This is a genomic window from Mesorhizobium sp. WSM4808 (assembly GCF_055811675.1).
The window spans coordinates 21,797-47,790 of sequence record NZ_JBVVQX010000011.1; the positions used below are offsets into that span (position 1 = coordinate 21,797).

General features: G+C 64.0%; 21 protein-coding genes. 3 read left to right on the forward strand and 18 right to left on the reverse strand.

Going from position 1 to position 25,994, the window contains the following annotated elements; translation table 11 throughout:
- Nucleotides 1–18: 18 nt before the first annotated feature.
- Together AC0L2U_RS20250 and AC0L2U_RS20255 are read right to left on the reverse strand one after the other, a co-directional pair.
- Nucleotides 19–1,218, reverse strand: a complete 1,200-nt coding sequence (locus tag AC0L2U_RS20250; RefSeq protein ID WP_127408609.1) for a 2-aminoethylphosphonate--pyruvate transaminase — start codon at nt 1,216–1,218, stop codon at nt 19–21.
- A gap of 139 nt (nt 1,219–1,357) precedes the next feature.
- On the reverse strand, nt 1,358–3,058 hold the full coding sequence (locus tag AC0L2U_RS20255; RefSeq protein WP_127397263.1) for a Na/Pi cotransporter family protein: 1,701 nt from the start codon (nt 3,056–3,058) through the stop codon (nt 1,358–1,360).
- A gap of 155 nt (nt 3,059–3,213) precedes the next feature.
- Between AC0L2U_RS20255 and AC0L2U_RS20260 the strand changes: the two genes are divergently transcribed.
- Entirely contained in the window at nt 3,214–4,083 is an 870-nt protein-coding gene (locus AC0L2U_RS20260; RefSeq protein ID WP_473602548.1) for a LysR substrate-binding domain-containing protein, read from the forward strand.
- Here AC0L2U_RS20260 and AC0L2U_RS20265 read toward each other — a convergent pair.
- The 4 genes from AC0L2U_RS20265 to AC0L2U_RS20280 all read right to left on the reverse strand — a co-directional run bounded on the left by AC0L2U_RS20265 (nt 4,080) and on the right by AC0L2U_RS20280 (nt 9,714).
- A complete protein-coding gene (locus AC0L2U_RS20265) occupies nt 4,080–6,554 on the reverse strand; it encodes a GcvT family protein (protein ID WP_473602549.1) in 2,475 nt (824 codons plus the stop codon). The two genes, AC0L2U_RS20260 and AC0L2U_RS20265, sit on opposite strands and share 4 nt — an antisense overlap.
- Nucleotides 6,555–6,636: 82 nt before the next feature.
- Entirely contained in the window at nt 6,637–7,425 is a 789-nt protein-coding gene (locus tag AC0L2U_RS20270; protein ID WP_128363511.1) for a DeoR/GlpR family DNA-binding transcription regulator, read from the reverse strand.
- An 80-nt stretch (nt 7,426–7,505) separates the two neighbouring features.
- Nucleotides 7,506–8,300 (reverse strand): GntR family transcriptional regulator, encoded by a 795-nt coding sequence (locus AC0L2U_RS20275; RefSeq protein WP_473602550.1) that lies wholly within the window; start codon nt 8,298–8,300, stop codon nt 7,506–7,508.
- Nucleotides 8,272–9,714, reverse strand: coding sequence for a DHA2 family efflux MFS transporter permease subunit (locus AC0L2U_RS20280; protein ID WP_473602551.1), 1,443 nt, complete (start codon nt 9,712–9,714; stop codon nt 8,272–8,274). Before AC0L2U_RS20280 ends, AC0L2U_RS20275 begins: the two co-directional genes overlap by 29 nt.
- 373 nt (nt 9,715–10,087) lie before the next feature.
- On the opposite strand from AC0L2U_RS20280, the gene AC0L2U_RS20285 reads away from it, so the two are divergent.
- Nucleotides 10,088–11,104, forward strand: coding sequence for a Zn-dependent oxidoreductase (locus tag AC0L2U_RS20285; protein WP_128364614.1), 1,017 nt, complete (start codon nt 10,088–10,090; stop codon nt 11,102–11,104).
- Nucleotides 11,105–11,111: 7 nt separating this feature from the next.
- Here the strand turns inward: AC0L2U_RS20285 and AC0L2U_RS20290 are convergent, their stop codons facing one another.
- The 6 genes from AC0L2U_RS20290 to AC0L2U_RS20315 form a co-directional block, all read right to left on the reverse strand.
- Nucleotides 11,112–11,816, reverse strand: a complete 705-nt coding sequence (locus AC0L2U_RS20290; protein ID WP_473602552.1) for a cyclase family protein — start codon at nt 11,814–11,816, stop codon at nt 11,112–11,114.
- Entirely contained in the window at nt 11,813–12,751 is a 939-nt protein-coding gene (locus AC0L2U_RS20295; protein WP_128287362.1) for an ABC transporter permease, read from the reverse strand. The genes AC0L2U_RS20290 and AC0L2U_RS20295 overlap by 4 nt, the downstream gene beginning before the upstream one ends.
- The gene (locus AC0L2U_RS20300) at nt 12,748–13,617 is read right to left on the reverse strand and encodes an ABC transporter permease (RefSeq protein WP_473563468.1); all 870 of its coding nucleotides are present in this window, start codon (nt 13,615–13,617) and stop codon (nt 12,748–12,750) included. The genes AC0L2U_RS20295 and AC0L2U_RS20300 overlap by 4 nt, the downstream gene beginning before the upstream one ends.
- A 97-nt stretch (nt 13,618–13,714) precedes the next feature.
- Nucleotides 13,715–15,205, reverse strand: a complete 1,491-nt coding sequence (locus AC0L2U_RS20305; RefSeq protein ID WP_473602554.1) for a sugar ABC transporter ATP-binding protein — start codon at nt 15,203–15,205, stop codon at nt 13,715–13,717.
- A gap of 13 nt (nt 15,206–15,218) precedes the next feature.
- A complete protein-coding gene (locus AC0L2U_RS20310) occupies nt 15,219–16,295 on the reverse strand; it encodes an ABC transporter substrate-binding protein (RefSeq protein ID WP_128364341.1) in 1,077 nt (358 codons plus the stop codon).
- Between the two features lie 62 nt (nt 16,296–16,357).
- Entirely contained in the window at nt 16,358–17,605 is a 1,248-nt protein-coding gene (locus AC0L2U_RS20315; RefSeq protein WP_473602555.1) for an enolase C-terminal domain-like protein, read from the reverse strand.
- 150 nt (nt 17,606–17,755) lie between these two features.
- On the opposite strand from AC0L2U_RS20315, the gene AC0L2U_RS20320 reads away from it, so the two are divergent.
- A complete protein-coding gene (locus AC0L2U_RS20320; RefSeq protein ID WP_127268272.1) occupies nt 17,756–18,517 on the forward strand; it encodes a GntR family transcriptional regulator in 762 nt (253 codons plus the stop codon).
- Nucleotides 18,518–18,637: 120 nt separating this feature from the next.
- On the opposite strand, the gene AC0L2U_RS20325 is transcribed toward AC0L2U_RS20320, so the two are convergent.
- Genes AC0L2U_RS20325 through AC0L2U_RS20350 form a run of 6 tightly spaced genes read right to left on the reverse strand, consistent with a single transcriptional unit; the run spans nt 18,638 to nt 25,915 of the window.
- Complete coding sequence (locus tag AC0L2U_RS20325; RefSeq protein ID WP_473602557.1) at nt 18,638–19,516, reverse strand: SMP-30/gluconolactonase/LRE family protein; 879 nt, start codon at nt 19,514–19,516, stop codon at nt 18,638–18,640.
- A 47-nt stretch (nt 19,517–19,563) separates the two neighbouring features.
- Nucleotides 19,564–20,526 carry a 3,5-dioxohexanoate:acetyl-CoA acetone transferase gene (gene kce, locus AC0L2U_RS20330; RefSeq protein WP_256747201.1) on the reverse strand — a complete coding sequence of 321 codons (963 nt, stop codon included), beginning with the start codon at nt 20,524–20,526 and terminating at the stop codon, nt 19,564–19,566.
- Nucleotides 20,523–21,470, reverse strand: a complete 948-nt coding sequence (locus tag AC0L2U_RS20335) for a 3-hydroxyacyl-CoA dehydrogenase (RefSeq protein WP_292694485.1) — start codon at nt 21,468–21,470, stop codon at nt 20,523–20,525. Before AC0L2U_RS20335 ends, kce begins: the two co-directional genes overlap by 4 nt.
- Nucleotides 21,471–21,481: 11 nt before the next feature.
- On the reverse strand, nt 21,482–22,288 hold the full coding sequence (locus AC0L2U_RS20340; RefSeq protein WP_292694483.1) for an SDR family oxidoreductase: 807 nt from the start codon (nt 22,286–22,288) through the stop codon (nt 21,482–21,484).
- A 13-nt stretch (nt 22,289–22,301) separates the two neighbouring features.
- On the reverse strand, nt 22,302–24,386 hold the full coding sequence (locus tag AC0L2U_RS20345) for an ABC transporter permease subunit (RefSeq protein ID WP_473602559.1): 2,085 nt from the start codon (nt 24,384–24,386) through the stop codon (nt 22,302–22,304).
- On the reverse strand, nt 24,383–25,915 hold the full coding sequence (locus AC0L2U_RS20350; RefSeq protein ID WP_127811155.1) for a sugar ABC transporter ATP-binding protein: 1,533 nt from the start codon (nt 25,913–25,915) through the stop codon (nt 24,383–24,385). The genes AC0L2U_RS20345 and AC0L2U_RS20350 overlap by 4 nt, the downstream gene beginning before the upstream one ends.
- Between the last annotated feature and the right edge of the window lie 79 nt (nt 25,916–25,994).

A 25,994-nucleotide genomic window follows, 5' to 3' on the forward strand; every position in this document is an offset into this window, starting at 1 on the left:
TCCTCGAGATCGGCCGCTTCAGGCGGCGAGTTTGGCGCGTTCGGCGAGTGCCGCGGCGGGTGGGGCGGCGGTGTCGACGCCCATTTCATGAAGCGAGAAGGCCGCCGCCTCGACGACGCGGCGCATGACATGTTCGTCCATCTGGCCGATGCAGCCGACGCGGAAGCTATCGACGGCGGTCAGCTTGCCCGGATAGATGATGAAGCCCTTGTCCTTCATCAGATCGTAGAAGCGGTCGAAGGCGAAACTGGCATGGGCCGGGTTGAAGAAGGTGACGATGATCGGCGACAGCCAGCGATCCCCGAGCAGTGTCTCGAAACCGAGGTCGCGCATGCCGGCCACCATGACGTCGCGGTTCCTCGTATAGCGAGCGCCACGGCCGGCGACGCCGCCTTCGGCCTCGTGCTGGCGCAGTGCTTCGAGGAAGGCAGCGACGACGTGCGTCGGCGGCGTGTAGCGCCACTGGCCGGTTTTGTTGAGGTGCGCCCACTGGGCGTGGACATCGAGCGACAGCGAATGGCTCCTGCCTTTGGCAGCCTCCAGCTCGCTCTTGCGGGCGATGATGAAGCCGAAGCCCGGAACGCCCTCAATGCACTTGTTGGCGGACGAGACCATCGCCTCATAGCGGATATCGTTGACGTCGAGCGCTACGGCGCCGAACGCGCTCATGGAATCGACCAGCAGCTTGCGACCCTTGGCATGGACGGCTTGCGCAATCTCGGCGACCGGATTGAGGATGCCGGAGCTGGTCTCGCAATGGATGGCGATGACATGGGTGATATCAGGGTCGGCCGCGAGGGCCGCCGCCACCTCGTCGCCGCGCGGCGGCAGATAGTCGCCCTTGTCGATCAGCGTGTAGGCGCGGCCGAGATACTGCATGGTCTGCGCGGCGCGCAGGCCGTAGGCGCCGTTGGCCAGCACCAGAACCTTGCCATCTCTGGGCACAAACGAACCCAGCATCGCTTCAACGCAGAAGGAACCGCTGCCTTGCATCGGCACGCAGTCGAACTCATCGTTCCTGTCCCCGGTCAGCGCCAGCAGGCGGCGACGCATATCCGATGTCATGGCGCGGAAGTCGCCGTCCCACGATCCCCAGTCGCGCAACATCGCCTCCTTGACCGAATAGGCCGTGGTAAGCGGCCCTGGGGTCAGAAGATACGGCTCGCCCAGCGCCGGACTGGCCAGCGGCTCCGCGGCAAATTTCGTCTCGGCGAGCATGTTGTCCTCCGCTCGATCTGCGTTCGATGTGGCCTTATTCTTGGCCTGAATGATCTATTTGTAAAATCGTTATTTTGTATCGATGTATCGATTCTAACGATGGCAAGGATTGCCACTCGCCAGCGGAGAATGTCGCCCGTCAGGCGAGCGCCGGAGCCATCGCTTCCGCTGCCCCTCTCGCCAGCCGGCTTTCGAGCAGATCACCGCTCTGCGTCAGCAAGGGATAGGCGACCGAGGCCATCAGCGAGTTGATCTCCTTCAGCGCCCGCACCGCCTCCAGGTGGATGTCGCTGGTGTCGATGCTCTGCGGCATTCCTGATTGCAGGCGCTTGAGGTGACGGTCATGGCTCATGCGTTCCAGTCTGCGCATCCGCTCCTTCTCGACGACGAGTTGCCGCGCCGACTCGAGATCGCTCGACACCAGCACATTGAGTGCAAGCTGCATGTTGGCCATGACACGGTTGTGAAGCCCGGCCAGTTCGCTCCAGCCGTCGCGTGAAAAGCGCAGGTTCTTGTCACGCAGCTCCTGGGTGAGCACGAGCAGGTTCTTGGCGACGATATCGCCGGCGCGTTCGAGATTGATGGCGAAGTCGGTGAGTTCTATGCCGCGCTGCGCCTCGGCCGCGCTCATGCTGCCGCGATTGACTTCGGCAATGTAGAGCTTGATCTCGGTGTGGGCGCGGTTGACCTCCTCATCAAGTTTTTGGGCTTGGCGTATCTGGTCGGCGGTGCCGGCGTCGAAGAAATCCATCACCGGGCGCAGCATCACCTCGACGACTTCGCCCACGCGCAGCAACTCGCGGGTCGCACTGGCCAGAGCGAGACCGGGTGTGCGCATGACGGTGCGGTCGAGCGCGCTGGTGCGGCGTGACATCAGGTCCCCAGCCTCCCCTGCCTTTGCCGCTGGCCTGTCGGGGATCAGCAAGGTGGCGAGCTTTTCCATCGTGCCGGTGAACGGCAAGCAGCAGATGACCAGCACCATATTGAAGGCAAGGTGCAGGTTGACCAGTTGGCGGCCTTCGGTTGCGCCGAACAGATGCGCCGGGAAGGTCACGGCCTGAAGCGCAAACAAGGCGGCGAGCGCCGTCGTGCCGCGAAAGATCAGATTGCCAAGCGGGACACGGCGCGCCTCGACGGCATCGCCGCGTGTCAGCCACACCGCAATCAGCGCACCACCGCAATTGGCGCCGAGGATGAAGAGCAGGCCGACCTCGACCGGCAAGACGCCTTGCGCGGCAAGCGTGACGAACAGCAGGATCGCCGCGACGCTGGAGTGGATCAGCCATGTGAACAGGGCAGCTGCGGCAAAGGCGGTGAAATAGTCCGTGCGCAGATAGGAAATCACCAGTGGCAGCAAATTGCTCTGCCGCATCGGAGCGGTCGCCTCGCCGATCATATGCAGCGACAACAGGACGAAGGCGACCCCCATCAGGATTCGCCCGCTCTGCCTGATGCCAGCCACCTCGAACTTCAGGACCATCGCGCCGCCGACCAGGATCAGCGCCGGCACCAGCCAGCTGAGATCGAACGACAGCACCTGCACGACCAGGGCGGAACCGAGATCGGCGCCCAGCAGGATCGCCAGCCCTGATGACACCGAAACCATGCCGCTGGCGGCAAACCCGGCCGCCAGGATCGCGACTGCGGTCGAGCTTTGCAGCAGCACGGCAAGCACGGTGCCGACGCCCGCCGACCTGATCCGTGCACCCCGGGCTTGCCTCAGGGCATCACGCAAAGCGGGGCCGCAGGCCCGCTCGACACCCGTACGCACCATATGCACGGCCCAGAGCAGCAGCATGACCGCACCCGCCAGATGCAGCAGGATGATGGAAAATTGCATGGCGACGCCTCCGGTGCCAACGGCCGGCAGGGATGTCGACCCATGCTCAGGCTGAGGGTCGGCAAAACATAAGTCAAATCGTTCCTTTCGATCTTTTCCTAAGCAATCCTTATGATAAGATGCCGGCGATTTCAGGAGTGTCGGAGGCACGGGAGATGCGCTACGTCCAGTTGCGAGCCTTTCACCAGGTGGCCATCTGCGGTGGCTTTTCTCGCGCCGCCGAGGCGCTCTTCCTGACCCAGCCGGCGATCTCGGACCAGGTGCGCAAGCTCGAGGAAGAGTATGATGTGCTGCTGTTCAATCGGAACAAGAAGCAGGTCACGCTGACGCATTCGGGCCAGAAATTGCTCGAAATAACCCACCGCATGTTCGATACCGAGCAACAGGCGCTCGAACTCCTGACGGAGTCCCGCGCCCTGCGTTCCGGCACGCTGCGCATCGTCGCCGATGCTGCACATCATCTGCTTCACATTCTCGGCAGCTTCCGGGCTCGCTACCCCGGCGTCCAGGTTTCGGTGCGCGCCGGCAACACCGAGACGGTGATCAGCAGCCTCTACAGCTACGATGCCGACATCGGCGTGCTGGGCGAGGTGCCGACAGGGCGCGATTTCGAGGTGCTGAAACTCAACTCGACGCCGATCATCGCGTTTGCATCCGTCGACCACCCGCTGGCCGCGAAAAAGTCGCTCACCCTCAAGCAACTCGCGCAGGAATCGCTGGTCATGCGCGAGCGCGGTTCGAAGACGCGTCAGAAACTCGAAGATCTCGCAGCCGTCTCGAAAATCGAACTCAGGCCGGCGATCGAAGCCGAGGGCCGCGAAGCGGTCCGCGAGATCGTCGCATCGGGCGCCGGCATCGGCTTTGTCTCGGCGGCCGAATTCGGCCAGGATTCGCGGCTGGTGCCGATCAGCATCGATGCTCCCGAGACCCTGATGGACGAAGCGCTGATCTGCCTGCGTGAACGCAGCGGCGGCAAACTGGTGCGGGCGTTCCTGGATATGGCAAGGTCCATGTCGGCGGATTAGGCGGCAGCGCGAACCTCCACCACATCAGCCTTCACCCGCTCCGACTTCGGATCGTAGGGGCTGCGCAGATGTGCTGTCGCGGCATGGCGAACGCCGGCAAGGTCGATCTCGAAACGACCACCGGTGAGAAACGCAGCATCGACGCCCGCCTCGTTCTCGATCAGCCCGAGCGCCACCGAGCGGCCAAGCGTGTGGCCGTAGGCGGCCGAGCGGACTTCGCCGACCGGCTTGCCGTCGCGCAGGATCAGTTCGCCGCCCCCCAGCATCGGCTCGGCATCATCGAGCGTGCACAGCACGACGCGTCTTGCCGGTGCTGATGGCTTCGTCTCAACCAGCGCGTCGCGGCCGATAAAGCCACCCGGCTTGTCCATCGCCACAGCAAAGCCAAGCCCAGCCTGCCAAGGGCTGATATCTGGCGTCAGTTCACGACCCCAGGCGCGAAAACCCTTTTCGATACGCAAGGCGTCGAGCGCGTAGTAACCGGCATCGATCAGGCCAAACTCGCTGCCAGCCTCATGCAGTGCCTCATAGACACCGACGGCGAATTCGGTCGGCACGATCAGTTCCCAGCCCAGTTCGCCGACATAGGTCATGCGGTTGGCATAGGCGGTGGCATAGCCGATATCGATCTCGCGGATGGTGGCGAAGGGAAAGCCGGCGTTGGAGAGATCGGCCGAGGAGAGTTTGCCCAGCAGATCGCGCGAGCGCGGCCCCATCAATGCCAGTACCGCGTAGGACGAGGTGACATCGGTCAAGATTGCATGCGCGTCGGACGGGATGTTTTTGACGATCCAGTCGGCATCGTGGATGGCTTGCGCCGAACCGGTGACGATAAGGAATTTCTCCACGCCAAGCCGCATCACGGTGAAATCGCTTTCATAGCCGCCACGTGCATTGAGCACGCCCGTATAAACAGATGTACCGACCGGTACGTCGATATTTCCGGCGCAGATCCAGTTGAGCGCGGCGCAGGCATCGTGGCCTTGCACGAGGAGCTTGGCGAAAGAGGTCTGGTCGAAGACGGCGACGGCTTCGCGTGTCGCCTTCATCTCGCGCTTGACCGCCTCGTGCCAGTTCTGACGGCCGAAGGCATAGTCGTTTTCGGCTTTTTCTCCCGGTGCCGCGAACCAGTTGGCGCGCTCCCAGCCCATTTTGGAACCGAAGCAGGCGCCCCTGGCGGCGAGCCGGTCGTAGAGCGGCGACCGGCGGAACGGCCGTGCGGTATCCAGTTCGCGGTTCGGCCACGGCATGGCGTAGTGCAGGCCGAGCGTTTCCTTGACACGGTCATGCAGCCAGCGCGGATTGTTGTTGAAGGGGGCGAAACGCCTGATATCGACCGGCCATAGATCCATGGTCGGCGCGGCGTTGACGATCCATTCCGCCAGCGCCCTACCCGCACCGCCGGCGCTGGCGATGCCCATCGAATTGAAGCCGGCGCCGACATAGAAATTCTTCAACTCCGGCGCCTCGCCAAGGAGAAAATTGTTGTCCGGCGTGAAGCTCTCGGGACCGTTGTAGAATTTCTTGACCTCGGCCTCGGCCAATTGCGGCACGCGGACCAGCGCGTTTTCCATCAGGATTTCGAACTGATCCCAATCGTCCGGCAACAGCGCGAACTCGAAATTTTCGGGAATGCCATTCATGCCCCACGGCTTGGCGTGCGGCTCAAAGCCGCCCATGACCAGGCCGCCGACCTCTTCCTTGAAATAGATGAAACCGTCGGGGTCGCGCATCACGGGCAGGTCCGGGTGCACGCCCTCGATCCTGCCGGTAACGATGTACATGTGCTCGGCCGAATGCAGCGGCACCGAGACACCGCACATCAGCCCGACCTTGCGCGCCCACTGGCCGGCGCAATTGACGACGATCTCGGCGGCAATGTTGCCGCGATCCGTCTCGACACCGCAGGCGACACCATTCCTCTGGCTGATACCGGTGACCCTGACCCGCTCGATAATTTTCGCGCCGCCATTGCGCGCGCCCTTGGCCAGAGATTGCGTAAGGTCGGTCGGATTGGCCTTGCCGTCGCCCGGCAGCCAGACGGCGCCGACCAGATCGTCGGTCGCCATGACCGGCCAGAGATCAGCCGCCTCCTTGGGCGAAATCACATCGATGTCGACGCCCTGGGCGCGTGCCGATGCGGCCGTGCGCTTCAGCACCGTCATGCGGTCGGCGGTGCGCGCCACCGACAGCGAGCCGCAATTCTTCCAGCCGGTGGCAAGCCCGGTCTCGGCTTCCAGCTCGCCATAGAGCTGCGTGGAGTATTTGATCAGGCTGGTCATGTTGGAATGACTGCGCAACTGGCCGACAAGCCCTGCGGCGTGCCAGGTGGTGCCGCCGCTGAGTTGCCCCTGCTCGAGCAGCACGACATCGGTCCAGCCGAGCTTCGTCAGATGATATGCGACCGAGCAGCCGATGATGCCGCCGCCGACAATGACGACGCGCGCCTGCGTGGGGAATTGGTTTGTCATGGGAGATCCTGCCGTTTTGACACGAGCCGGATCATAGCAGTCGAATTCCAAATATCAACACAAAATGCCACAAAATATCACATCAAGATGCAACCATCAGCTCAGGCCCCTTGCGCGCAAGCGCTTCGGCGATGTCGGCCTGCGGCTTCGCATCGACGATCACGCCGGCGGCGCGTTGAAAATTCGGGATCCTGAGCGGCGTCAGCTTTGCGAACTTGCTGCTGTCGAGAACGAAGTAGGTTTTGGCGGCAAGCGCGATCATGCGGCTGCGCTGTTCGGCGCCGGCGCGGGTGAAATCGGTGACCTCGCCGTCGGGCGACAGAGCGCCCCCGCCAAGGAAGGCGACGTCGACGCGAAAGCGCGACATGGCTTCCAGCATGTCGATGCCGGAGGCTGCTTCTTCGCCGGGATCGACTTCGCCACCCAGCATATGTACGCGCATGCCTGAGACGTGGCACAGCAGAAGCGCAATCTTCAGGCTCGCCGTGCAGATGGTGAGATCGCGCAGGTCGGTCATGGCTTGTGCGACGGCCAATGTGGTGGTGCCGGAATCGAGGAACACCACCATGCCGTCCTTCACAAGACCGGCAGCTATCCTGCCGATCGCAGCCTTGCCCCGGGCATTCTCCTGGCTGCGCAGGCTCATTGCCGGTTCGCTCGGCTCGAAACGGGCAGCGCCGCCATGGACGATGCCGAGCTGCCCCTTATCCGACAGCAGTTTCAGGTCGCGGCGGATGGTTTCGCGTGAGACATCGAAGAACCCGGCCAGCTCGGCGACACTGACAGACCCGTGAGCGCCCAGCCGCCGCAGGATCTCTTCGTGGCGACGTGGAGCAAGGGCGCGCGCCGGCAGGCTGCTGTCGGGGGACATGATGATCCTGGATCGAGTATCGATGTTGCAACATGTGGCAGTGATCGCGCGCAGAGGCAACCGGAGCTCAAGCCACGCCGTCAGGATTTTCGCGACAGGCCATCTTCCCTGATCGCGCTGACCAGCGTCTCGCTTCCCTCGCGAAGATGCTGCCTCAGAATGCTTATGGCCTTGTCCTCCTTGCGCGCCCTGCAGGCGGCCAGCAGGTCGCGGTGCTCCGTCTGCGAGCGGCTGCGATAATCCAGGTTCGACAGGAGGATGCGGACGTAGCGATCTGCGGCATTGTGGTGCGCCTCGATCAGGCCGAGCAATCGACGGTTACCGCAGGCGTCGTAGAGAGCCAGATGAAAGGCACGGTTCAGCGCACCCCATCGGCCGACATTGCGCTCCGCGTCGATCTGGTCGAGCACCTGTTCCGCCTCGTCGAGCTTCGCGCCGGCGAGGTTGGGAAGCGAAAGCCGCACCGCCTCGCATTCAAGCAGTTCGCGCAGTGCGTAGATTTCACCGATCTCGGCGCCGTCCATCCGGGCGACCTGCGCGCCTTTTGTCGGATGGATGGAAACAACGCCTTCGGCTTCCAATTGGCGAAGGGCGTCACGGATTGGCATGCGGCTGAAGCCAAACTGCTCGGCCAATTCATCCTGGCGCAGCGAAGTGCCCGCCTTGATGGTCCCACTGGCAATCGCTTCGCGCAGGACATTGGCGACCTGTTCGGCCACGGTTCGCGGCCCCTGCATCACGCTTTCCGCAAATCTTTGCAATCGAAGCTCCCGCTCACATGGTGCCAGCCTAATTGAAGACTCCCCATGTGGATATATGTATGCCCGTATACGCACACATTCTGCTTCATTTGAGAGATTTTTCCGGTCGAACATGGCCGCTGACCTGCACGCCGTCCTCGGCACGCAGGTACAGGAAGCCGGGGACGGACAGCAGCGGGATGACCGCGGTCAGCAGGAACACCTGGTGGAAGCGTTCCGCTGTCACGATGTGGGTTTCTCCTGCGACAAGGCCCAGCACCATGGCGGCGATCGAAACGCCCAGGGAAACGCTGAGTTGCTGCAGGACGCCGCCGAGACTGGTGGCGCGGCTGAGCTTGTCGTCCGGCAGGTCGGCATAGGACAGCGTGTTGGAGGTCATGAACTGCGCCGACCGGATGACCCCGAAGACAAAGACGTAAAGGCCGATCATCCAGTGCGGCGTATCGGCTTCGATCAAGGCGAAGCCCCCGACAGCGGCGGAGCCGACCACCGCGCTGCCGATGAGCACGACATTGAAGCCAAAGCGCCGCAACAGCGGCGACAGCAGCGGCCGAATGAGCAAGGCGCCGAAGCTGCCGACGAATGTCAGCGAGCCCGAGGTGACCGGGCTCATGCCAAAGCCGACCTGCAGCATCAGCGGCAACAGGAAAGGCACGCCATTGAGGCCAACGCGGCACAGGCCGCCTGCGAGCGTACCGGCCCAGAACGAGCGAAATCGAAACAGTGTCAGATCGACTGCCGGTGCAACGACGCGGCGCGCATAGCGCCCGAAGGCGAGCAGCAGCAGGATCGCCGCGGCCAACACCAACGCTGTCGCCGAAACGGAGATGATCGGCCTACCGATGCTTTCCAGTCCGAACTGCAGCAGCGCGACTCCGCATCCGACCATCAGGAACCCGGCGAAGTCGAAGCGTTGCATCGCTTCCTCGCGGAAATCGTCGACGAAGCGCAGCGCCGCCAGAATGCCGAGACAACCGAAAGGCACGTTGACATAGAATATCCAGCGCCACGATGCATAGGTGGTCAACAGGCCGCCGAGCAGCGGCCCGATCACAGGCCCCATGATGGCGGGCAAGGTCATGTAGGTCATGGCGGTGATCAACCCGCTGCGCGGAAAGCTGCGCAGCAGGATCAGCCGCCCGACCGGCGTCATCATGGCGCCGCCCAGCCCCTGCAGGGCGCGCATCGCCAAAAGCATGCCGAAACTGTTGGCCATGCCGCACAGCGCCGAGCCGAGGGTGAAGGTGAAAAGTGCCAGCGCAAACACTTTTCGTGCGCCGAACCTGTCGGCGAACCAGCCGCTGACGGGAATGAATACGGCCAGCGTCAGGATGTAGGTGGTGATCGCCAGGTTCAGCCTGACCGGCGTCGTGTCGAGGCTGCGCGCGATGGCGGGGATCGCGGTGGTGATGATGGTGGAATCGAGCTGCTCCATCAGAAAGGCGATGGCGACGATGATTGGAATAATCAGTCTCAGCCTCGGGTCGCGCTCGGTGGCAAATTGAGGCTGTTCCAATGCTGTTGCCATTCCGTCATGCAGGCGGCTGCCCCATTCCAGATGGCGCGTCCGCGTTCAAAGGCAAGGTCGCCTTCCGTGCGGCAAGCCGGCCGAGGCCCCGATCGCACAGCCTGTCTTATGGTCCGACGGATAGGCAAGCGGTAGTCATTTCCTCCTTGATGGAAGTCAACAAATTTTGACTGCCCCCCTTCGAGAGGAGACCGGCAAGACAGCGCATTGAGCGTCCAAACTGCGGACGCCAGGGCATTTGCGTTTCAGTGAACGCCAGTTCCGATTTCGTGTCGCAACGTGTCGGGTAAGAGGCTGTCTAACAGCCGCCATGAGCGCTTGACGAAGCAGCGAGATTGAGCCACTTGTCGACTAGTATACAAGTGGTGAGGCCATGCTTGAAGTTCTCGTTCGCGCGCCGCAGTCGCTGGAAGTCCGGCAGGGCACGATACCCCAGCCCGGGGCAGGCGAAGTCGTCGTTCATGTCAGCCGTGCCGGCATCTGCGGCTCCGACATTCACATCCTGCATGGCTCCAATCCGTTCGCCGTCTATCCACGTATCATCGGCCATGAATTCGCCGGCACCGTAACAGCGCTCGGACGCAATGTGACCGGCATTGCGACGGGAGACCGTGTGGTGGTCGATCCCGTGGTGTCGTGCGGCCACTGCTATCCCTGCCGGGTCGGCCGCTCCAATGTCTGCGCCAACCTCGAAGTGATGGGCGTTCACCGCGACGGCGGTTTTCGCGCCTTCGTCGCGGTGCCGGCGGCAAATGTCATACCGGTTCCAAGGGATATGCCGTTTGGGCTGGCGGCACTGGCCGAGCCGTTTTCCATCGCCGCCAATGTGCTCGATCGTACCGGTTGCGGACCCGAGGACACAGCGCTGATCTATGGCGCCGGCACGGTCGGCGTCACTGTCCTGCAGGTCGCCAAGCTCAAGGGCGCACGGTGCATCGTTGCCGATATCGACGAAGCCCGCCTGGAGCGAGCGCTCAGCTTCGGTGCCGACAGGGTGATCCACTCCGTGCGCGATCCCGTGCCGGCCGCGGTGCGCGGTGAAAATGACGGTCTTGGCCCGACGCTGGTCATTGACGGCGCCGGCATTCCCGCACTTCTCGACGAGGCTTGCCGGCTGGCCAGCCCGGCGGGCCGCATCGGCCTGCTCGGCTTTTCGGACGCCCCATCCAACCTCAGCCAGCAGGAAGTGGTGCGCAAGGAACTGACCATCGTCGGCTCGCGCCTGAACCGCCGGCTGTTGCCGCGCGTCGTCGAATGGCTGGCCGACAAGCGGCTCGATCCGCAAGGCATGATCACGCAGGTGTTCGCGGCGGCCGATGCACGCGCAGCCTTCGACTTGATCGAGAAGGAACCGGAGCGAACGCTCAAGGTTCAGCTGGACTTCTCGTAAGCCGGAATTAGCCCTCGACCAGCGCGACGGCGCGCAGCGGTGATCCGGTACCGCCTTCGATCGCCAGCGGCAAGCTGATCAGGAAGCACCAAGGCGGCAAGTCACCAAGCCGTGCGAAATTCTCGCCGATCAGGATGCCGGCTGAAAGCAACGTATTGTGCGCCGGGAAATCCTCGCTGCCGAAACAATCGATCGACAGGCAGTCCGAGCCGACGATGCGCGCACCGCGCTCGACCAGCAATTCGCTTGCCTGCCGCGACAGGCCGGGCCAGTCGGCGAGAAACGTGGCCGGATCGTCCCAGAACCGGTCCCAGCCGAAATGGAAGAACACGGCGTCGCCCTGCCGTACGCGGCCCTGTTCGGCCTCGAAAGCGAAGATAGCATCCGGCTCGACCGCCTGCCGGGGACGACAGCCACGCGCATCGATCGTCACCATGCGGCCGAAGAAACGCTCGACCGGAATGCCGGAGATGGCAGCACCGCCGCGGATGAAATGGACCGGCGCGTCGAAATGCGTGCCGGTGTGCTCGCTCATAGCCAACGCATGGTTGCAGGCGACGTCGCCGCGGTCATAGGATTCCACCATCTCCTGGCAGTAATGCGGGTGCGTCGGCCACACCGGCATGCCGGGCTTCATCGGATGCGTCAGATCGACGAAGGAAACCGCCTCTGTTTCGAACAGCTTGGCGAGCGTGTCAGTGGCGGATGTCATCTGACGCGAGGCCTCGGCACGAGAGCGACGATCAGGATGATCAGCACGCCGGTCAAAAGGAAGCGCACGCCTGCCTGGATGCCAAAGGTGTTGAGCATGGTGGACATCAGGTTGAAGAACAACGCAGCCCCCCATATGCCGACCGCGTTGGCCTGCCCACCAGCGACGCTGGTGCCGCCAAGCACCACCACGGCGATCGATTCCATCAGATAGGCGTCACCCATGTTGAGTGCTGCCCCGCCACTGAAGCCGGCAAGCAGGAAGCCGGCGAGCGCCGCCGCCGTGCCGCACAGCATATAGGCAATCAACCGCACCCGTGCGACGTTGATGCCGGCAAGCCGTGCCGCCGGTTCGCTCTGGCCGGTGGCCAGCACTTGCCGGCCCCAGACCGTGCGTTTGAGAGCGATCATGGCGGCCAGCGTCAGCAGCATCACCGCGATCGGCATGAATTGCACACCGCCAAGGCTCATCGAGGTGAACCGGGAAAGGCCTGCCGGCGGCTTCAGCGTCGCCTGGCCGCCGAAATTGAAGGCAAGCGACTGAAAGACGAAGCTCCAGGCGAGCGTCGCGATGATCGGCGGCAGCCTGAGCGCGACGATGGCAAGGAAGTTCGCGGCACCCGCGACAGCGCCGACGGCAAGTGCTGCAAGCAGGCCAGGCAGCAGCATGCCGTCGGACCCTTGCATGACCGTCATCGACACATAGGCGGCCAGCGTCAGCACGGATGGCACGGACAGGTCGATATTGCCCGGCCCGGAGGCGACCACGAACATCTGCCCGGTTCCCACCACCACGCTGAAGGCACCGAAGGCGAGCGCGCCCGACAGCGTGGCGCCGGCACTGCCGATGCCCGAATAGGCTGTCGTCGCCAGCCACATTGCGAGCGCCACGATGAAGCCGTAGGTCCACGGGGCGAGGCTCAATCTTCGGGTCATCGCGTCCGCTCCGACAAAAGCACGCGCCCGGCCAGCACGAGAAACAGGATGACGCCCTGGGCGCCGATCTGCCATGTCGGCGGCACCTGCAGGAAAGACAGAAGCGAGCCCGCGAGCGACAGCGTCAGAGCGCCGATCACCGTGCCGACCGGCGAGACGACGCCACCGGTGAAAGCGCCGCCGCCGAGGATCACCGCGCCGACGCCGAGCAGCGTATAGGCCGGCGCGACATTGGCGTCGCCCGATGTGGTGAGGCCGGTCAGCGTCAGCCCGGCCAGACAGGCGAGCAGGCCGGCGACCGCATAGACCGCGACCCGGATGCCGATAACGGACCAGCCGGCGCGCTCGACGGCGCGCGGATTGCCGCCTGCGCCGCGCAGCACCACCCCGTAGGAGGAGCGTGAGATGACGAGATGGCCGGCGAGTGCCGCCAGTGCCGCCAGCCAGATCGACAGCGGCAGCAAAGGCGGCTGCCAGCTCATGAAGGCGGCAAGCCATGCAGGTGCCGAGCCACCCGGTGCCGGCAACAGGATGACGGCGATGCCGAGCCAGATGAAGGACATGCCCAGCGTCACGATGATCGAGGGCAATTGCCGGGCATGAATAAGCAGGCCGAAACCGGCATAGGCGGCGATCAGGACGATGTAGCACAGCGCCGCGATTGCCGGCGCGTCCCCGAGATAGAGCGCCGTGACGCAGGTGATCAGCCCGACAAAGGCGCCGTTCGACAGGTCGATGTCGCCCAGCATGATCACCATCATCTGCGCCAGCGCGGCAAAGACCAGCGGCACCGAGAGCTTGAACAGCAGATGGAAGCCGAAATAGCTCATCGCCGCCGGGCGGATGCTGAAGATGATGGCCAGCATAACCAGCAGCGCGATCGCCGGCAGGCCGACCTGCAGCGCATTGAGCAAGGCCGGGCGCGCCTTGGAGGACGATCGGGCGGGAGGACGGGCTACGGCGTCAGACATGCTCGCCTCCGAACGACGCCTGCAGGATACGGCCGGTCTCGATGGCCTCATCTTCCAGCCTGGTCACGGCGCGGCCCTCGCGGAAGACATAGATGCGCTCGCAATTGGTCAGCTCTTCGAGTTCGGTTGTGTACCAGACGAAGGCGCGTCCGTTCTCGGCCTCCGCGCGGATCAGCCGGTAGACCTCCTGCTTGGTGCCGACATCGACGCCGCGCATCGGATCGTCGAGGAAGATCACCTCGGCGTCCGACGCCAGCGCACGAGCGAACAGCACCTTCTGCTGGTTGCCGCCGGACAGCGACATGATCGGCGTGTCGATCGAAGGCGCCTTTACCTTGAGCCGCTCCGACCAGGTCTCGGCCAGCTTGCGAGCGGCGGCGCCTGAAATCATGCCGCCCCGCGTCAGCGCATTCAGGCTGCGGATGGTCAGATTGTCGGCGATAGACCACAGTGAGAACACGCCTTCAGAGCCGCGGTCGCCGGCAACATAGGCACCCGGCAAGGCCTCGCGCTGCCGGCGCGCGGCATAGAACATCGCGCGCAGCCGCTCGCGCTGGCCGTGGCCGTCGAGCCCGGCGAAACCGATGATCTCGCCCTTGCCGACTTCGATGGTCAGATCAGCGGTGTCGCGGCCGGCATGCCGGATAACCGGAGCTTGCACCGACGACGCCTTGCCTGCGGAGCGATCGCGGGGCCGCTCGATGCTGCCCATCAATTCGACAAGCGCGGCGCGCGACAGGCCGGCGGTCGCCCGCTCGGCGACGACCTTGCCGTCGACCATGACGACGGTGCGGTCGCAGACGGCGAGGATCTCGTTCAGTCGATGGGTGATCAGGATGCAGGCGATACCACGTCCGGCGGCACGACGAATGTGGGTGAGCAGTTGCTCCGTCGCCTCATGGCCGAGCGCCGAGGTTGGCTCATCGAGAATGACGGCGCGCAATTTGATGCTGGTCTGCGTGAAGGCGCGAGCGATCTCGACCATCTGTCGCTCGCCGATCGGCAGGTCGGCGACCTTCCTGTCGAGGTCGATTCCGTGGCCAGGGAAGATCTCGTCCAGCACCGGACCGATTACCTGGCGCGCGCGCCGCCGCCAGCCCAACCCACGCAAGGACCTGTGCACGATGCGGGTGTTTTCCGCCGACGTCAAATTGGCGCAGAGCGACAGTTCCTGAAAGATACAGCGCAGACCGGCCTGCTGGGCACTGGCCGCACTCCAGGCACCGATCTCACGTCCGCCGACGCGAAAGCTGCCGCTGCTGCGCTCGATGGTGCCGGCCAGCACGTTCATCAGCGTCGACTTGCCGGCGCCGTTGTGACCGACCAGGCCAACGACCTCGCCGGGGTTCAGATGAAAATCCACGCCGCCCAAGGCATGCACGGCATCATAGCTCTTGCGGACATTGCCTACCTCGACAAGAGGGCTGTCAGCATCGCCTCTCTCTGCTGCGTCCTTTTTGGGCGACGTGGGATCGTTCATCATTCGGCCATGCTGCTCATTTCGGCGCGGGTACGCCGGGCAGAGGTTCTTTCTTTACGTTGGCGTCGATGATCTTGGCCACCAGCTCCTGCGGATATTCGGCATTGACAACGCCGCCTGCGGGAACCGTCTTCAGCCAGGCGTCGAGGTCAGGCTGATTGATCTGCAGGAGCGGCACCTCGACGAATTTCGGCACCTGCTTGCCGGCCAGGATCTGCTGCGCGACCCAGAACGCGACCTGCGAGACGCTGGGCGTGGCGCCCAGCGAGAAAGTTTCGTAGCCGCCGGCATCATGCTCCTGCTTCCACAGCGCCAATTCGTCCTGGCGGTTGCCCATGATGATGATCGGCAGCGGCCGGTTGGCGGCCTTGAATGCCTGCGCCGCGCCATAGCCGTCGCCGCCCTGCGTCAGCACCGCATCGACCTGAGGCAGCGACGGCAGGATGCCCGACACTTCCTTTTGTGCCACGGTCGCCGTCCACTGGCCATAGACCTCGCCGACAGCCTTGTAGCTGGCGTGCGCCTTCATCGCCTTCTCGACGCCCTCATGCAGGCGCTTGTCGAAACCGTCGCCGGCCATACCGCGGATCTCGAGGATGTTGGCCGGTTTGTCGCCGAGCTTGCTGGAGATGAAATCCAGTTCTGCCTTGGCATAGGAGTCAAGGTTGTAGTCGACGACATAGGCGCAAGGCTCGGTGACGCCGCTGGCGAAGGCAACGACCGTGATACCGGCATTGCAGGCATCCTTGATGGCGCCGTTGAGTGCGGTGTCGGAGCCGGCAAGGACGATGATCGCGTCGTAGCCCTGCAGGATCAGGTTCTCGATCTGGCTGGCCTGTTCGGTCACCGAATTGTTCGAGCTGACGACGGCTGTTGCGGCGACCTGCTTGTCGGCCACGGCCTTGGCGCCCATTTCCTCGAAGCTCTTTATCATCACCTGGCGGAAGGAATTGCCGGCGTAGGAATTGCTGAAGGCGATCTTCTTGGCCGAAGTGTCGCCCTTGGCGACGCCGTCATCGGCGCGCGCGTCCAGCGTTGCAAAGCTGGTGCAGCCGAGCATGGCTGCAAGGAATAAGGCTGTGGTCCTGCTCATTGTTGTTCTCCTCCGGTTGAAAGTCATAGCGTCCTCCCGCCGATCCTTTCGAACGAAAAATGTCAGCCCAGCCCGAGATCGGGCACGGCATCATTCAAATGGTCGGCGAAATTCGTGTTGGGCAGCAGCGGATACCAGCCCGGACGGCCGGGATCGCGGTCGTAGGCATAGCCGCCCAGCGAGCGATAGAGCTCGGCATAGGTGGCGAGTTTGTCGCGATCGAGCTCGACACCGAGGCCCGGTGCCTCCGGCACCGCGATCGCACCATTCTCGTAGCGCATCTTGCCGCCGACGATGATGTCGTCGGCAAGGTGGTGATAATGCGCGTCGGCGGTGAAGACCAGGTTGGGCAGCACAGCGCCAAGATGCAGCATGGTGGCGAGCTGGATGCCGAGTTCGCCAGAGGAATGCACGGCAATGCCGAGGCCGAACGTGTCGCAGATCTGCGCCGCGCGCACGCAGGCGCGGATGCCGCCCCAGAAGGTGGTGTCGAGCAGGATCACGTCGACCGCAGGATCGCGCACATTGGTGGCGAGCTGTTCGAAATCGATGACGATGGTGTTGGTGGCCAGCGGGATGGAGAGCTTCTCGCGCAAGCGGCGCATGCCGGCAAGGCCCCAGGTCGGGTCCTCGAAATAGTCGTTCCTGAGATCGGAGATGGCCTGGCCGAAACGCAGCGCCTCTTCGACCGACAGGGCTGCGTTCGGATCATAGCGCAGCGTGTCGGCAGGAAATTCGGCGGCGAGCGCCCTGAAACATTCCAACTCGTAGTCGGGGTGAAACACGCCGGCCTTGAGCTTGTGGGCGTGAAAACCATGCTCGGCCTTGAGCGCGCGGGCATGTTCGAGCAATTGATCGATGGTGCGGACCTCGCCCTTGCCGCTGCGGCGGTCGGCATAGCGAAAGAACAGATAGGAAGCAAAGCCGATCCGGTCGCGCACACGCCCGCCAAGCAGTTGGTAGACCGGCACGCCGAGCTTCTTGCCGATAATGTCGAGACAGGCGAATTCCAGCGCTGCGTGGAGCTGCGTGCGATTGTTGTAGAGCGACGCCGTCGGATTGCAGATGGCGTAGCGCATGCGGTTGAGATCGAAGGGATCGTGGCCGACAAGGTAGGATTTCAGCCCGGCGAAAGCGAGTTCGGCGCCGGCGCCGCCGCCGCCCATCTCGCCGAGCCCAACAATGCCTTCGTCGGTCTCGACCTCGACCACGGTGCGGACAAAGCGTCCCCAATGCGTACCGTTGCTGTGCCGCAATGCTGCTTCCAGCGGAACGGTGATGGTGGTCGCCTTGATGTCCGTGATCTTCATGCCGGCTCCTCTCCCCCTAGCCTGCTGGCGTCATACACACTACCATGGTAGTATGTCAATACAGCGTCAATCCTGCTTGCCGCTTGAGTTGGGACGTGCGTGGTGTCATGACCGGAGCAGTGCAGCGCCATTCACAGCAACGGATTCGTCATGGGGACCAAGCTTTCGGGGGCGACCAGGTTTTCAGGCAATGCTGCCAGGCTGAAAAACGCCGGTCAGCGCGACCCCTCGCGGGTGCTGGAGCCGGTCAACAATCGCATGCCGATCTCGCCGCAGATCTACGAGCGCCTGCGCCGCGCCATCACGACGCTGGCGATGTTGCCGTCGGAAGCGCTCAGCGAACAGGACCTTGCCCAGCAGCTCGGTGTCAGCCGTACACCCGTGCGCGAGGCGCTGATCCGGCTTGCCGATGAAGGGCTGATCGACATCCTGCCGCAACGCGGCAGCTTCGTCGCGCCGATCCGGCTGAGTGACGTCGAGGAAGCGCAGTTCATTCGCGAGGCGCTCGAAGTCTCCGTCGTGCAGAAGCTGGCCGGACACGGTTCGAGCGCCTTCATCGCGGCAGGCAGGGTGAACCTTGCCCAGCAGGCCAAGGCAGTGGCCGAGGGCGACCGCGAGCTTTTTCTCGAGCTCGACGAGGGCTTCCATCGCAGCCTTTGCGAAGAGGCCGGCCTGCCCAAGAGCTGGCGGGTCATCCAAGTGGTCAAGCTGCAGATGGACCGTGTGCGCTATCTGAGCCTGCCCGAACCCGGCCACCTTGAAACGCTGCTCGCTCAGCATGTGGCGATCTTCGAGGCTGTGGAGACCGGCGAGGCAAAGCAGGCAGGCGCGCGTATGGCGGCGCATCTGCGCGAAGTGCTTCGCACGGTTCAACGGCTCAACGTGGCCCGCCCGGACCTCTTTGGCCAATGATCCATTGACCGCTCATTGGGTGAAGAGCAGCGCCGCGGGCGTGCTGCCACATTTTTGATGAGGAATTCCTGGTGCCAAGGCCTGATCCGCGTATGCTACGGGCGCTTCGCTTGCCTGGCGTCAACCGCCGAAGCGCGGCTCCGCGACGCCCGTGATGCCAAGGCCCGTGATGGCGAACAGACTGCCGCGCAAAACGCCGTCGCCGGGAAAACGCGGCAGCGGCGGCTTGGCCATCGAGGTGACGTAAAGGGTGTCCAGCTTCGGCCCGCCGAACATGACGCTGGTGATCTTCTTGACCGGCATGTCGATGACACGGTCGATGCTGCCATCGGGCGCATAGCGCACCAGTCTTCCGTCATAGACCAGCGCATTCCACAGATAGCCCTCGGCATCGACGGTCGAGCCGTCCGCCGCACCGCCCCGGCTGGTGTCGACGCGCACGAAGGTGCGCCTGTTGGTGGCGGCACCGGTCGCGATGTCGTAGTCGTAGGCCCATATCTCGCCGGTCCAGGTGTCGGCGAAATAGAAGGTGCGGTCGTCGGGGCTCCAGCATGGACCATTGGAACAGATGATGCCGGAATCGATCCGGGTGACGGAGAAGTCCGGATCGAGCCTGTAGAGCCCGCCGGACGGCCCCTCTTCCATCGTATCCATGGAGCCGGCGAAGAAACGGCCGTACCGGTCGACCTTGCCGTCGTTGAGCCGGTTCATCGGCTTGTCCGGCTCGGGATCGTGGATCAGCGTCACATCGCCGGAGGCGAAATCGAGCAGATGGAAGCCGCGCTGCAGCGACACCACGGCGCCGCTGCCATCCTTACGCAGCGCCATCGAGCCGATCTTCATCGGCACGTCCCATGACCGGATCTCGCGTCCGTCGGCGGTCGCCCGAAACACGCGCCCGTCGAAGCTGTCGATCCAGTAGAGTCGTTCCTGTTCGACGTCCCACAGCGGCCCCTCGCCCAGTGTGGTCTTCACGTCCACCACGACTTCGATCTCCATGCCGTCCTCCTCCGTTTTTGCGTCTCGCGGCGATTGCTCGGGCCGCCTCAGAAAGCGACCTTGTCGCCGCCTTTCAATGACAGGATCTCGCGTGCCTCGTCGGGCGTCGCGACCTCCATGCCGAGCCCTTCGATGATCTTGCGGGCCAGCAAGACCTGCTCAGCGTTCGATTTGGCAAGCTTGCCTTTGCCAGCCCACAGACTGTCCTCCAGCCCGACGCGGATGTTGCCGCCAAGCGCTGCCGATTGCGCGGCGATGCGGAGCTGGCTGGCGCCAGCGCCGAGAACCGACCAGCGGAACTGGTCGCCGAACAGCCGGTCGGCAGTGCGCTTCATGTGGGCGACGTCTTCGGGATGGGTGCCGATACCACCGAGCAGTCCGAACACCGACTGCACGAAGAAAGGCGGCTTCACCAACCCGCGGTCGGCGAAGTGGGAAAGGTTGTAGAGATGGGCGATGTCGTAGCACTCGAACTCGAAACGCGTGCCGTTGTCGTAGCAGGTCGCCAGGATGTACTCGATGTCCTTGAACGAGTTGCGAAAGACGAGGTCGCGGGTCGCTTCCAGATGCGGCTTTTCCCAGTCGAACTTGAAGGTCTCGTATTTGTCGGCGAGGTGATAGAGCCCGAAATTGATCGAGCCCATGTTGAGCGAGGCGACTTCCGGTTTGAACTGGGCGGCCGGGCGCACGCGCTCCTCGACCTTCATGTACGGGCTGCCACCGGTGGTGATGTTGATGGCGGCGTTGGTGCCTTGCTTGACGCGCGGCAGGAAGCGAGCGAAGGCCTCCGGCGTCTGGTCGGGCTTGCCGGTTTCCGGATCGCGCGCATGCAGATGCAGGATTGCGGCACCGGCTTCGGCAGCCGCGATCGCCTCCGAAGCGATCTGGTCTGGCGTGATCGGCAGATAAGGCGACATCGTCGGCGTGTGGATGGCACCTGTCACCGCGCAGGTGATGATGACCTTGCCCCTGGTCTGCGCAGCACCCGGCTTGCGGCTCGTTTCGGTCATTGTCCGTACTCCTGGTCCGATTTTTTCTTGTGGGCGGCGAGCGCCATGAGCCGGCGGTCACGCCACACCTGCCGGTCGCCCAGGCTTTGCTGTGGCAGTCGCTTGCGGCGATCAGCCTCGACCGTGTCGATGACCTTGCCGGCCCAGTCGACGCGTCGCTGCGTCTGGGGAAAGATGTTGGAATAGATGCCCTGATAACGCTCGACATAGTCGCGCACGCCGCCAGGCGCATTGAGATCGATGGTCTCGAATGGACCCATGAACGACCAGCGCAGCGCCAGCCCGTCGCGGATGCCGATGTCGACATCCTCGACACTGGCGTAGCCGTCGGCGACAAGCCGGAAAGCCTCCTCCAGCAATGCGCCTTGCAGGCGGTTCATGATGAAGCCGTCGAGTTCGCGGTTCATCACCAGGGGCGCATGACCGGCGTCGATGAGGAAGGCGCGGGTTCTCTCGACCGTCTCGGCGGAGGTCCATGGCGCCGGCACGACTTCGGCCGCCGGAATGAGATAGGGCGGATTGATCGGATGCACGACCAGGCAGCGCTGCCGCCCTTGCAGATGGTCGGTGAATTTCGACGGCAACAGCGCCGAGGTGGAACTGGCGATGACTGTTTGCGGATCGGCAAGGCTGTCGATCAGCGAGAACACCTCCCGCTTCACCTCGAGGTTTTCAGGCGTGTTCTCCTGGATATGGACGGCACCAGCCAGCGCCTCTGCCAGCTCGGCGACAATGGTGATCCGGCCGAGCACGGTGTCGACCGCCTGTCCCCGCAACAGGTCGTTCTGGGCGAGATCGCCGAGCACGCCGGCGATGTAGTCGCGGGCGCCGCCGGTGGCAGTGGGCGACTGGTCCCACATCCGCACATCATGGCCGGCGCGGGCAAAGCTGATCGCCCAGGCCCGCCCGATGAACCCGCTTCCGACAATTGCGACATTGGCCATGGATAGGCTCCTCAAAGTGTTTCGACATTGCCGTCGACGCCGAGCGACTGGCCGGAAATGTTGATCCCCGCATCGGAGAGCAGGAAGGCGACCATCGACGCGACATCATAGGGGCTGGTCATGCGGCGCAGCGAGATGTTCTGCAGATAGCGTCCGGTCATCTCCTCGTGGCTGATACCGACCTGCTTGGCGCGCGCCGAGATGACACCTTCGATGCGGGGCCCCTCGATGATGCCGGGCAGGATGGCGTTGACCCTGATGGCGTGCGGCCCGAGCTCCTTGGCGAGACTCTGCGTGAAACCGATGACACCGAACTTGGCCGCCGAATAGGGTGTGCGGAACGCGTAGCCATGGCGGCCGGCGGCAGACGACATCGAGACGATCGAACCACCGCCCGCCGCCTTGATCAGTGGCACTGCGCGACGGGCGCACAGGAACTGGCCGGTCAGGCAGATGTCGATGCAGCGCCGCCAATCGGAAGGGTCGATCTCGTCGACACCGCCGGTCGGCCCGGCAATGCCGGCATTGTTGATCAACGCATCGAGCCCGCCGAGTTTTTTCTCGACCGCCTCGAACAGGCGGTCGACATCCTCGTCGCGCGAGACATCGGCCTTGACCGCAGCGACCAGGTCGATCTTGCCGGGAGCAGCGGCCAACGCCTCGTCGGAAACATCGCAGACGACGATGCGAGCGCCGAGGCGTGACAGCGTGTCGGCTATGGCAAACCCGATGCCGCCGGCGCCCGCCGTGACCAGCACGCGCTGGCCTTTCAGCCCGGTCAGAAATTCGTCCGCCGATGCCGGCGCCCTTGTGCTCATGGTCCTGTCCTTTTCATTGCAGCCGCCGTTCGCGCAACGCCATGACGGCGCCCAGAACGACCAGTCCGTAAAGAATTGCCCTCGTGGCATAGGGAAGCGTGGTGCCGGCGAGCAGCATCTGCAGTGCGGTCAGCAACAACACGCCGCCGAGCATGCCGAGATAGTGGCCGCGTCCGCCGGTGATCAGCGCGCCGCCGACCACCACCACGGCGATCGACGGCAACAGATAGTCGTCGCCCATGCCAAGGCTTGCCTGACCCGAAAAGCCGGTCAGCATGATGCCGACAACAGCCGCGCAGACGGCCGAAAGCATATAGACCAGGATCAGCGTGCGCTCGACGCCGATGCCCGACAAGCGCGCCGCGCGCAGCCCATTGCCGATGCCGTAGACGCGTCGTCCGAATGGGGTGCGGCCAAGCAGCAGTACCGCCGTGACGACAAAGACGACCATCAGCAGGACGATTGGGGTCAGCAGGCCGGCAAGCTTGGCCGTCATGACCCAGCGCAGCATCGGCGAGGAAAACCCGGCCGGCGTTCCCTGCGAATAGAGCAGCGCACAGCCTTGCAGAATACCGTTGGTGGCGAGCGTCATGACGATCGGCGAGATGCCGAGATAGACGATGCCGAAACCATTGGCGAAGCCAATGGCGCAGGCCATCACCAGGACGACCGGCAAGGCGTAGACAAGGGCGGCGTCGGAGCCGTTGACCATGCCTGCCAGGATGATGCCGGAGATGCCGATCGTCCACGGCACGGAGAGGTCGAGGCCTCCGGTCAGAATGACGGTTCCCTGCCCGAGCGCCAGGACGGCTAGGAAGGACGACAGCACCAGCAGCGAATTCCAGTACCCCGGATTGAGGATGGCGCGGCCGAGCCAGACCTGCGTGACGACCACGATGAGCAGCAGGCAGACATAGGCGGGCAGCGCATAGCGCAGCGTTTCCGCATTGCGCAGATGGAAGGCAGGGCGCGGCGATGCCGGACTGCGCTGGGCATGGGCTGGCTCGGCGATCTTGAGACGCCGGTCCACGCGCTCGAGTTGCGAGGGCAATATGCCGGCGCGCCAGGCGGCAAGCCGGGCGCGCGCGGCGCGCAATTGCACGGCAAGCACCGATGCATGCGAGATCGAGCCGGCAAGTGCCGCCAGCACCAGAATCGTGCCTTCGGCAATGGTCGAATAATAGGCCGATACGTTGAGCACCAGCAGGATGTTCACCACGATCATCAGGATGTAGGCGCCGAAGACAGAGCCCACCGGGCCGCCCTGCCCGCCACCGAGGCGCGTGCCGCCGACGACGACCGCCGCGAACATTGACAAGAGCAGCGGATTGCCGACCAGCGGATCGCCGCTGCCGGTCTGGGCGCTGATGAACACGCCGGCAAGGCCATAGCAACCGCCGGCGATGACATAGACGGCAAAGCGCACCAGCACGACATTGATGCCGACGGAAGCGGCCGAGTCCGGATCGCTGCCGACCGCATAAAGTGCTGTGCCGAAGCGGGTTCCCTTCAGCCAGAACCAGGCGAGCAGGACGACGCCGATCACCACCAGCGGCATCGGCAGCCAGCCGGTGATCGCGTCGCCGAGATAAAACGTGCCAAGATCGGGCGACACGAAGCCGCCGGGCTTGTCCATCACCAGCAGCGTCACGCCTTGCAGGATGAACATGGTCGACAGCGTCACCACGATGGGCTGCATGCGCAGCACGGCGATGAAGAAGCCGTTGAAGGCGCCCACCGCCATGCCGACGCCGATGCCGACGGCGGTCCACAGGATGATGCTGGCGCCTGGCGCCATCGGGTCCATGCTCGATGCCAGCACGGCATTGACTAGCGATATCACCGCCCCGGCGGACAGGTCGAAGCCGCCCGACAGGATGACGATGGTCTGACCGATCGCCGCGAGCGCCGAGGTGGCGCCGCCGCTCGACAGGAACGACACGTCGAAATAGGTCAGCGGCCCGGCGCTGATCCAGTCGACGACGAAGAGCAGGATCGCCAGGACGGCCGCGGCGATCAGCGCGCCGCGATTGCGCACCAGCGCATGGCGCAGTCCGAAGCGGCCGGGAACAGGGGATGAGGATGCTGCGCTGCTCATGCGGCGGCTTCCCCGGCTTGCCCGAGCGCCGGGCGCATGATGGCCGGTTCGGTGATGGCGTCGCCTTCGAGTTCGGCCGCGATGCGCCCGTCATAGAGGACCAGGACCCTGTCGCATTGGTGAACGAGTTCGGGGATCTCCGTCGAGTGCAGCAGGATCGAACCGCCCGAACCCACATAGTTTCGCATCATCACATAAAGCTCGTGCTTGGTGCCGACGTCGATGCCTCGGGTGGGATCGAACAACAGAAGGATGCGGCTCTGCGCCACCAGCCATTTTGCAATGGCGATTTTTTGCTGGTTGCCGCCGGAAAACGCACCGGCCCGCGTCCAAAGCGCGCGGCGGTCGACCTCGACAGTGTCGAATGCCGCCTCGACGGAGCGGGTCTCGGCTTGCGCGTCGACAAGGCCTAGCCGAGTGAAGCGCGATATCACCGGCAGAGTGGCATTCTGGCTGCCCGACAGTTTCAGGAACAGGCCTTCGGATTTACGGTCTTCCGGCACCAGGCCGATGGCCATGTTGGGGCGCAAAGCATCGGCCGGCGAACCGAGCCAGACCTTGCGGCCGTCGACGAGTATGTGGCCGCGCTCGATCTCGGCCATGCCAAAACAGGCCAGGAACAGGTCCTGCTGGCCCATGCCTTGCAACCCGGCGACGCCGAGGATCTCGCCTTTGCGCAGATCGAAGTCGGCGCCGTCGAGCTTGCGCCCGACCTTGAGGTCGCGCACGCCCAGAACCGGCGGCCCGAAAGCCTGGGCGCTGTCCGGCTTAGGCGGGAAGGTCTGTTCGATGCTGCGGCCGATGATCTTTTCGATGACGTCGGCATCCGAGACATCGGCGACCGGCGCGGTGACGATGTGGCGGCCGTTTCTCAGGATCGTCAGCGTGTCGCAAAAGGCGCGGACTTCGCGCATGCGATGGGTGATGAAGACGATGGTGGTGCCCGCCGTCTTCAGCCTGGCGATGATCGCGCCCAGCCAGTCGACGTCGCGGCCGGCGAGCGTCGAGGTCGGTTCGTCAAGCAAAAGGATGCGCGGCTTACGGTAGACGGCACGGGCGATTTCGATCTTCTGGCGCACCGAAAGCTCAAGTTCACCCACCTCGGCATCGAGATCGACGGAAAAACCGAGATCTTCGATATGGCGACGGACGGCCTTGCGGGCAGCACCGCGGCGGATCAGGCCGGAGACGCCCACGGGGGCGTAAGGCAGCATCATGTTGTCGAGGACGGAGAGGTCGCGCACCAGGGTCATCTCCTGGAATGCAGTCTGCATGCCGAGTGCATGTGCTGCGCGCGGTGCGCCGTAAGCGATCTCCTTGCCGAAGACACGGACATGGCCTTGGCTCGGCCGGACCAGCCCGGACAGCAGCTTCACAAGTGTCGACTTGCCGGCTCCGTTTTCACCGAGCAGGGCATGGACGCTGCCGGGCGCGATCGCAAACGACACGCCGTCCAGCGCGACGGTCGGGCCGAACGCCTTGCTGATGCCGTCGATCTCGATGGCGGGGAGCTCGGAATGTTCTGTCATTGTCCTCGATCGCCGGCTTGGCATGGATTGACGATGCACGGACAACTGTCCGTGCATCGTCACACGCGCCTTGGGAGGC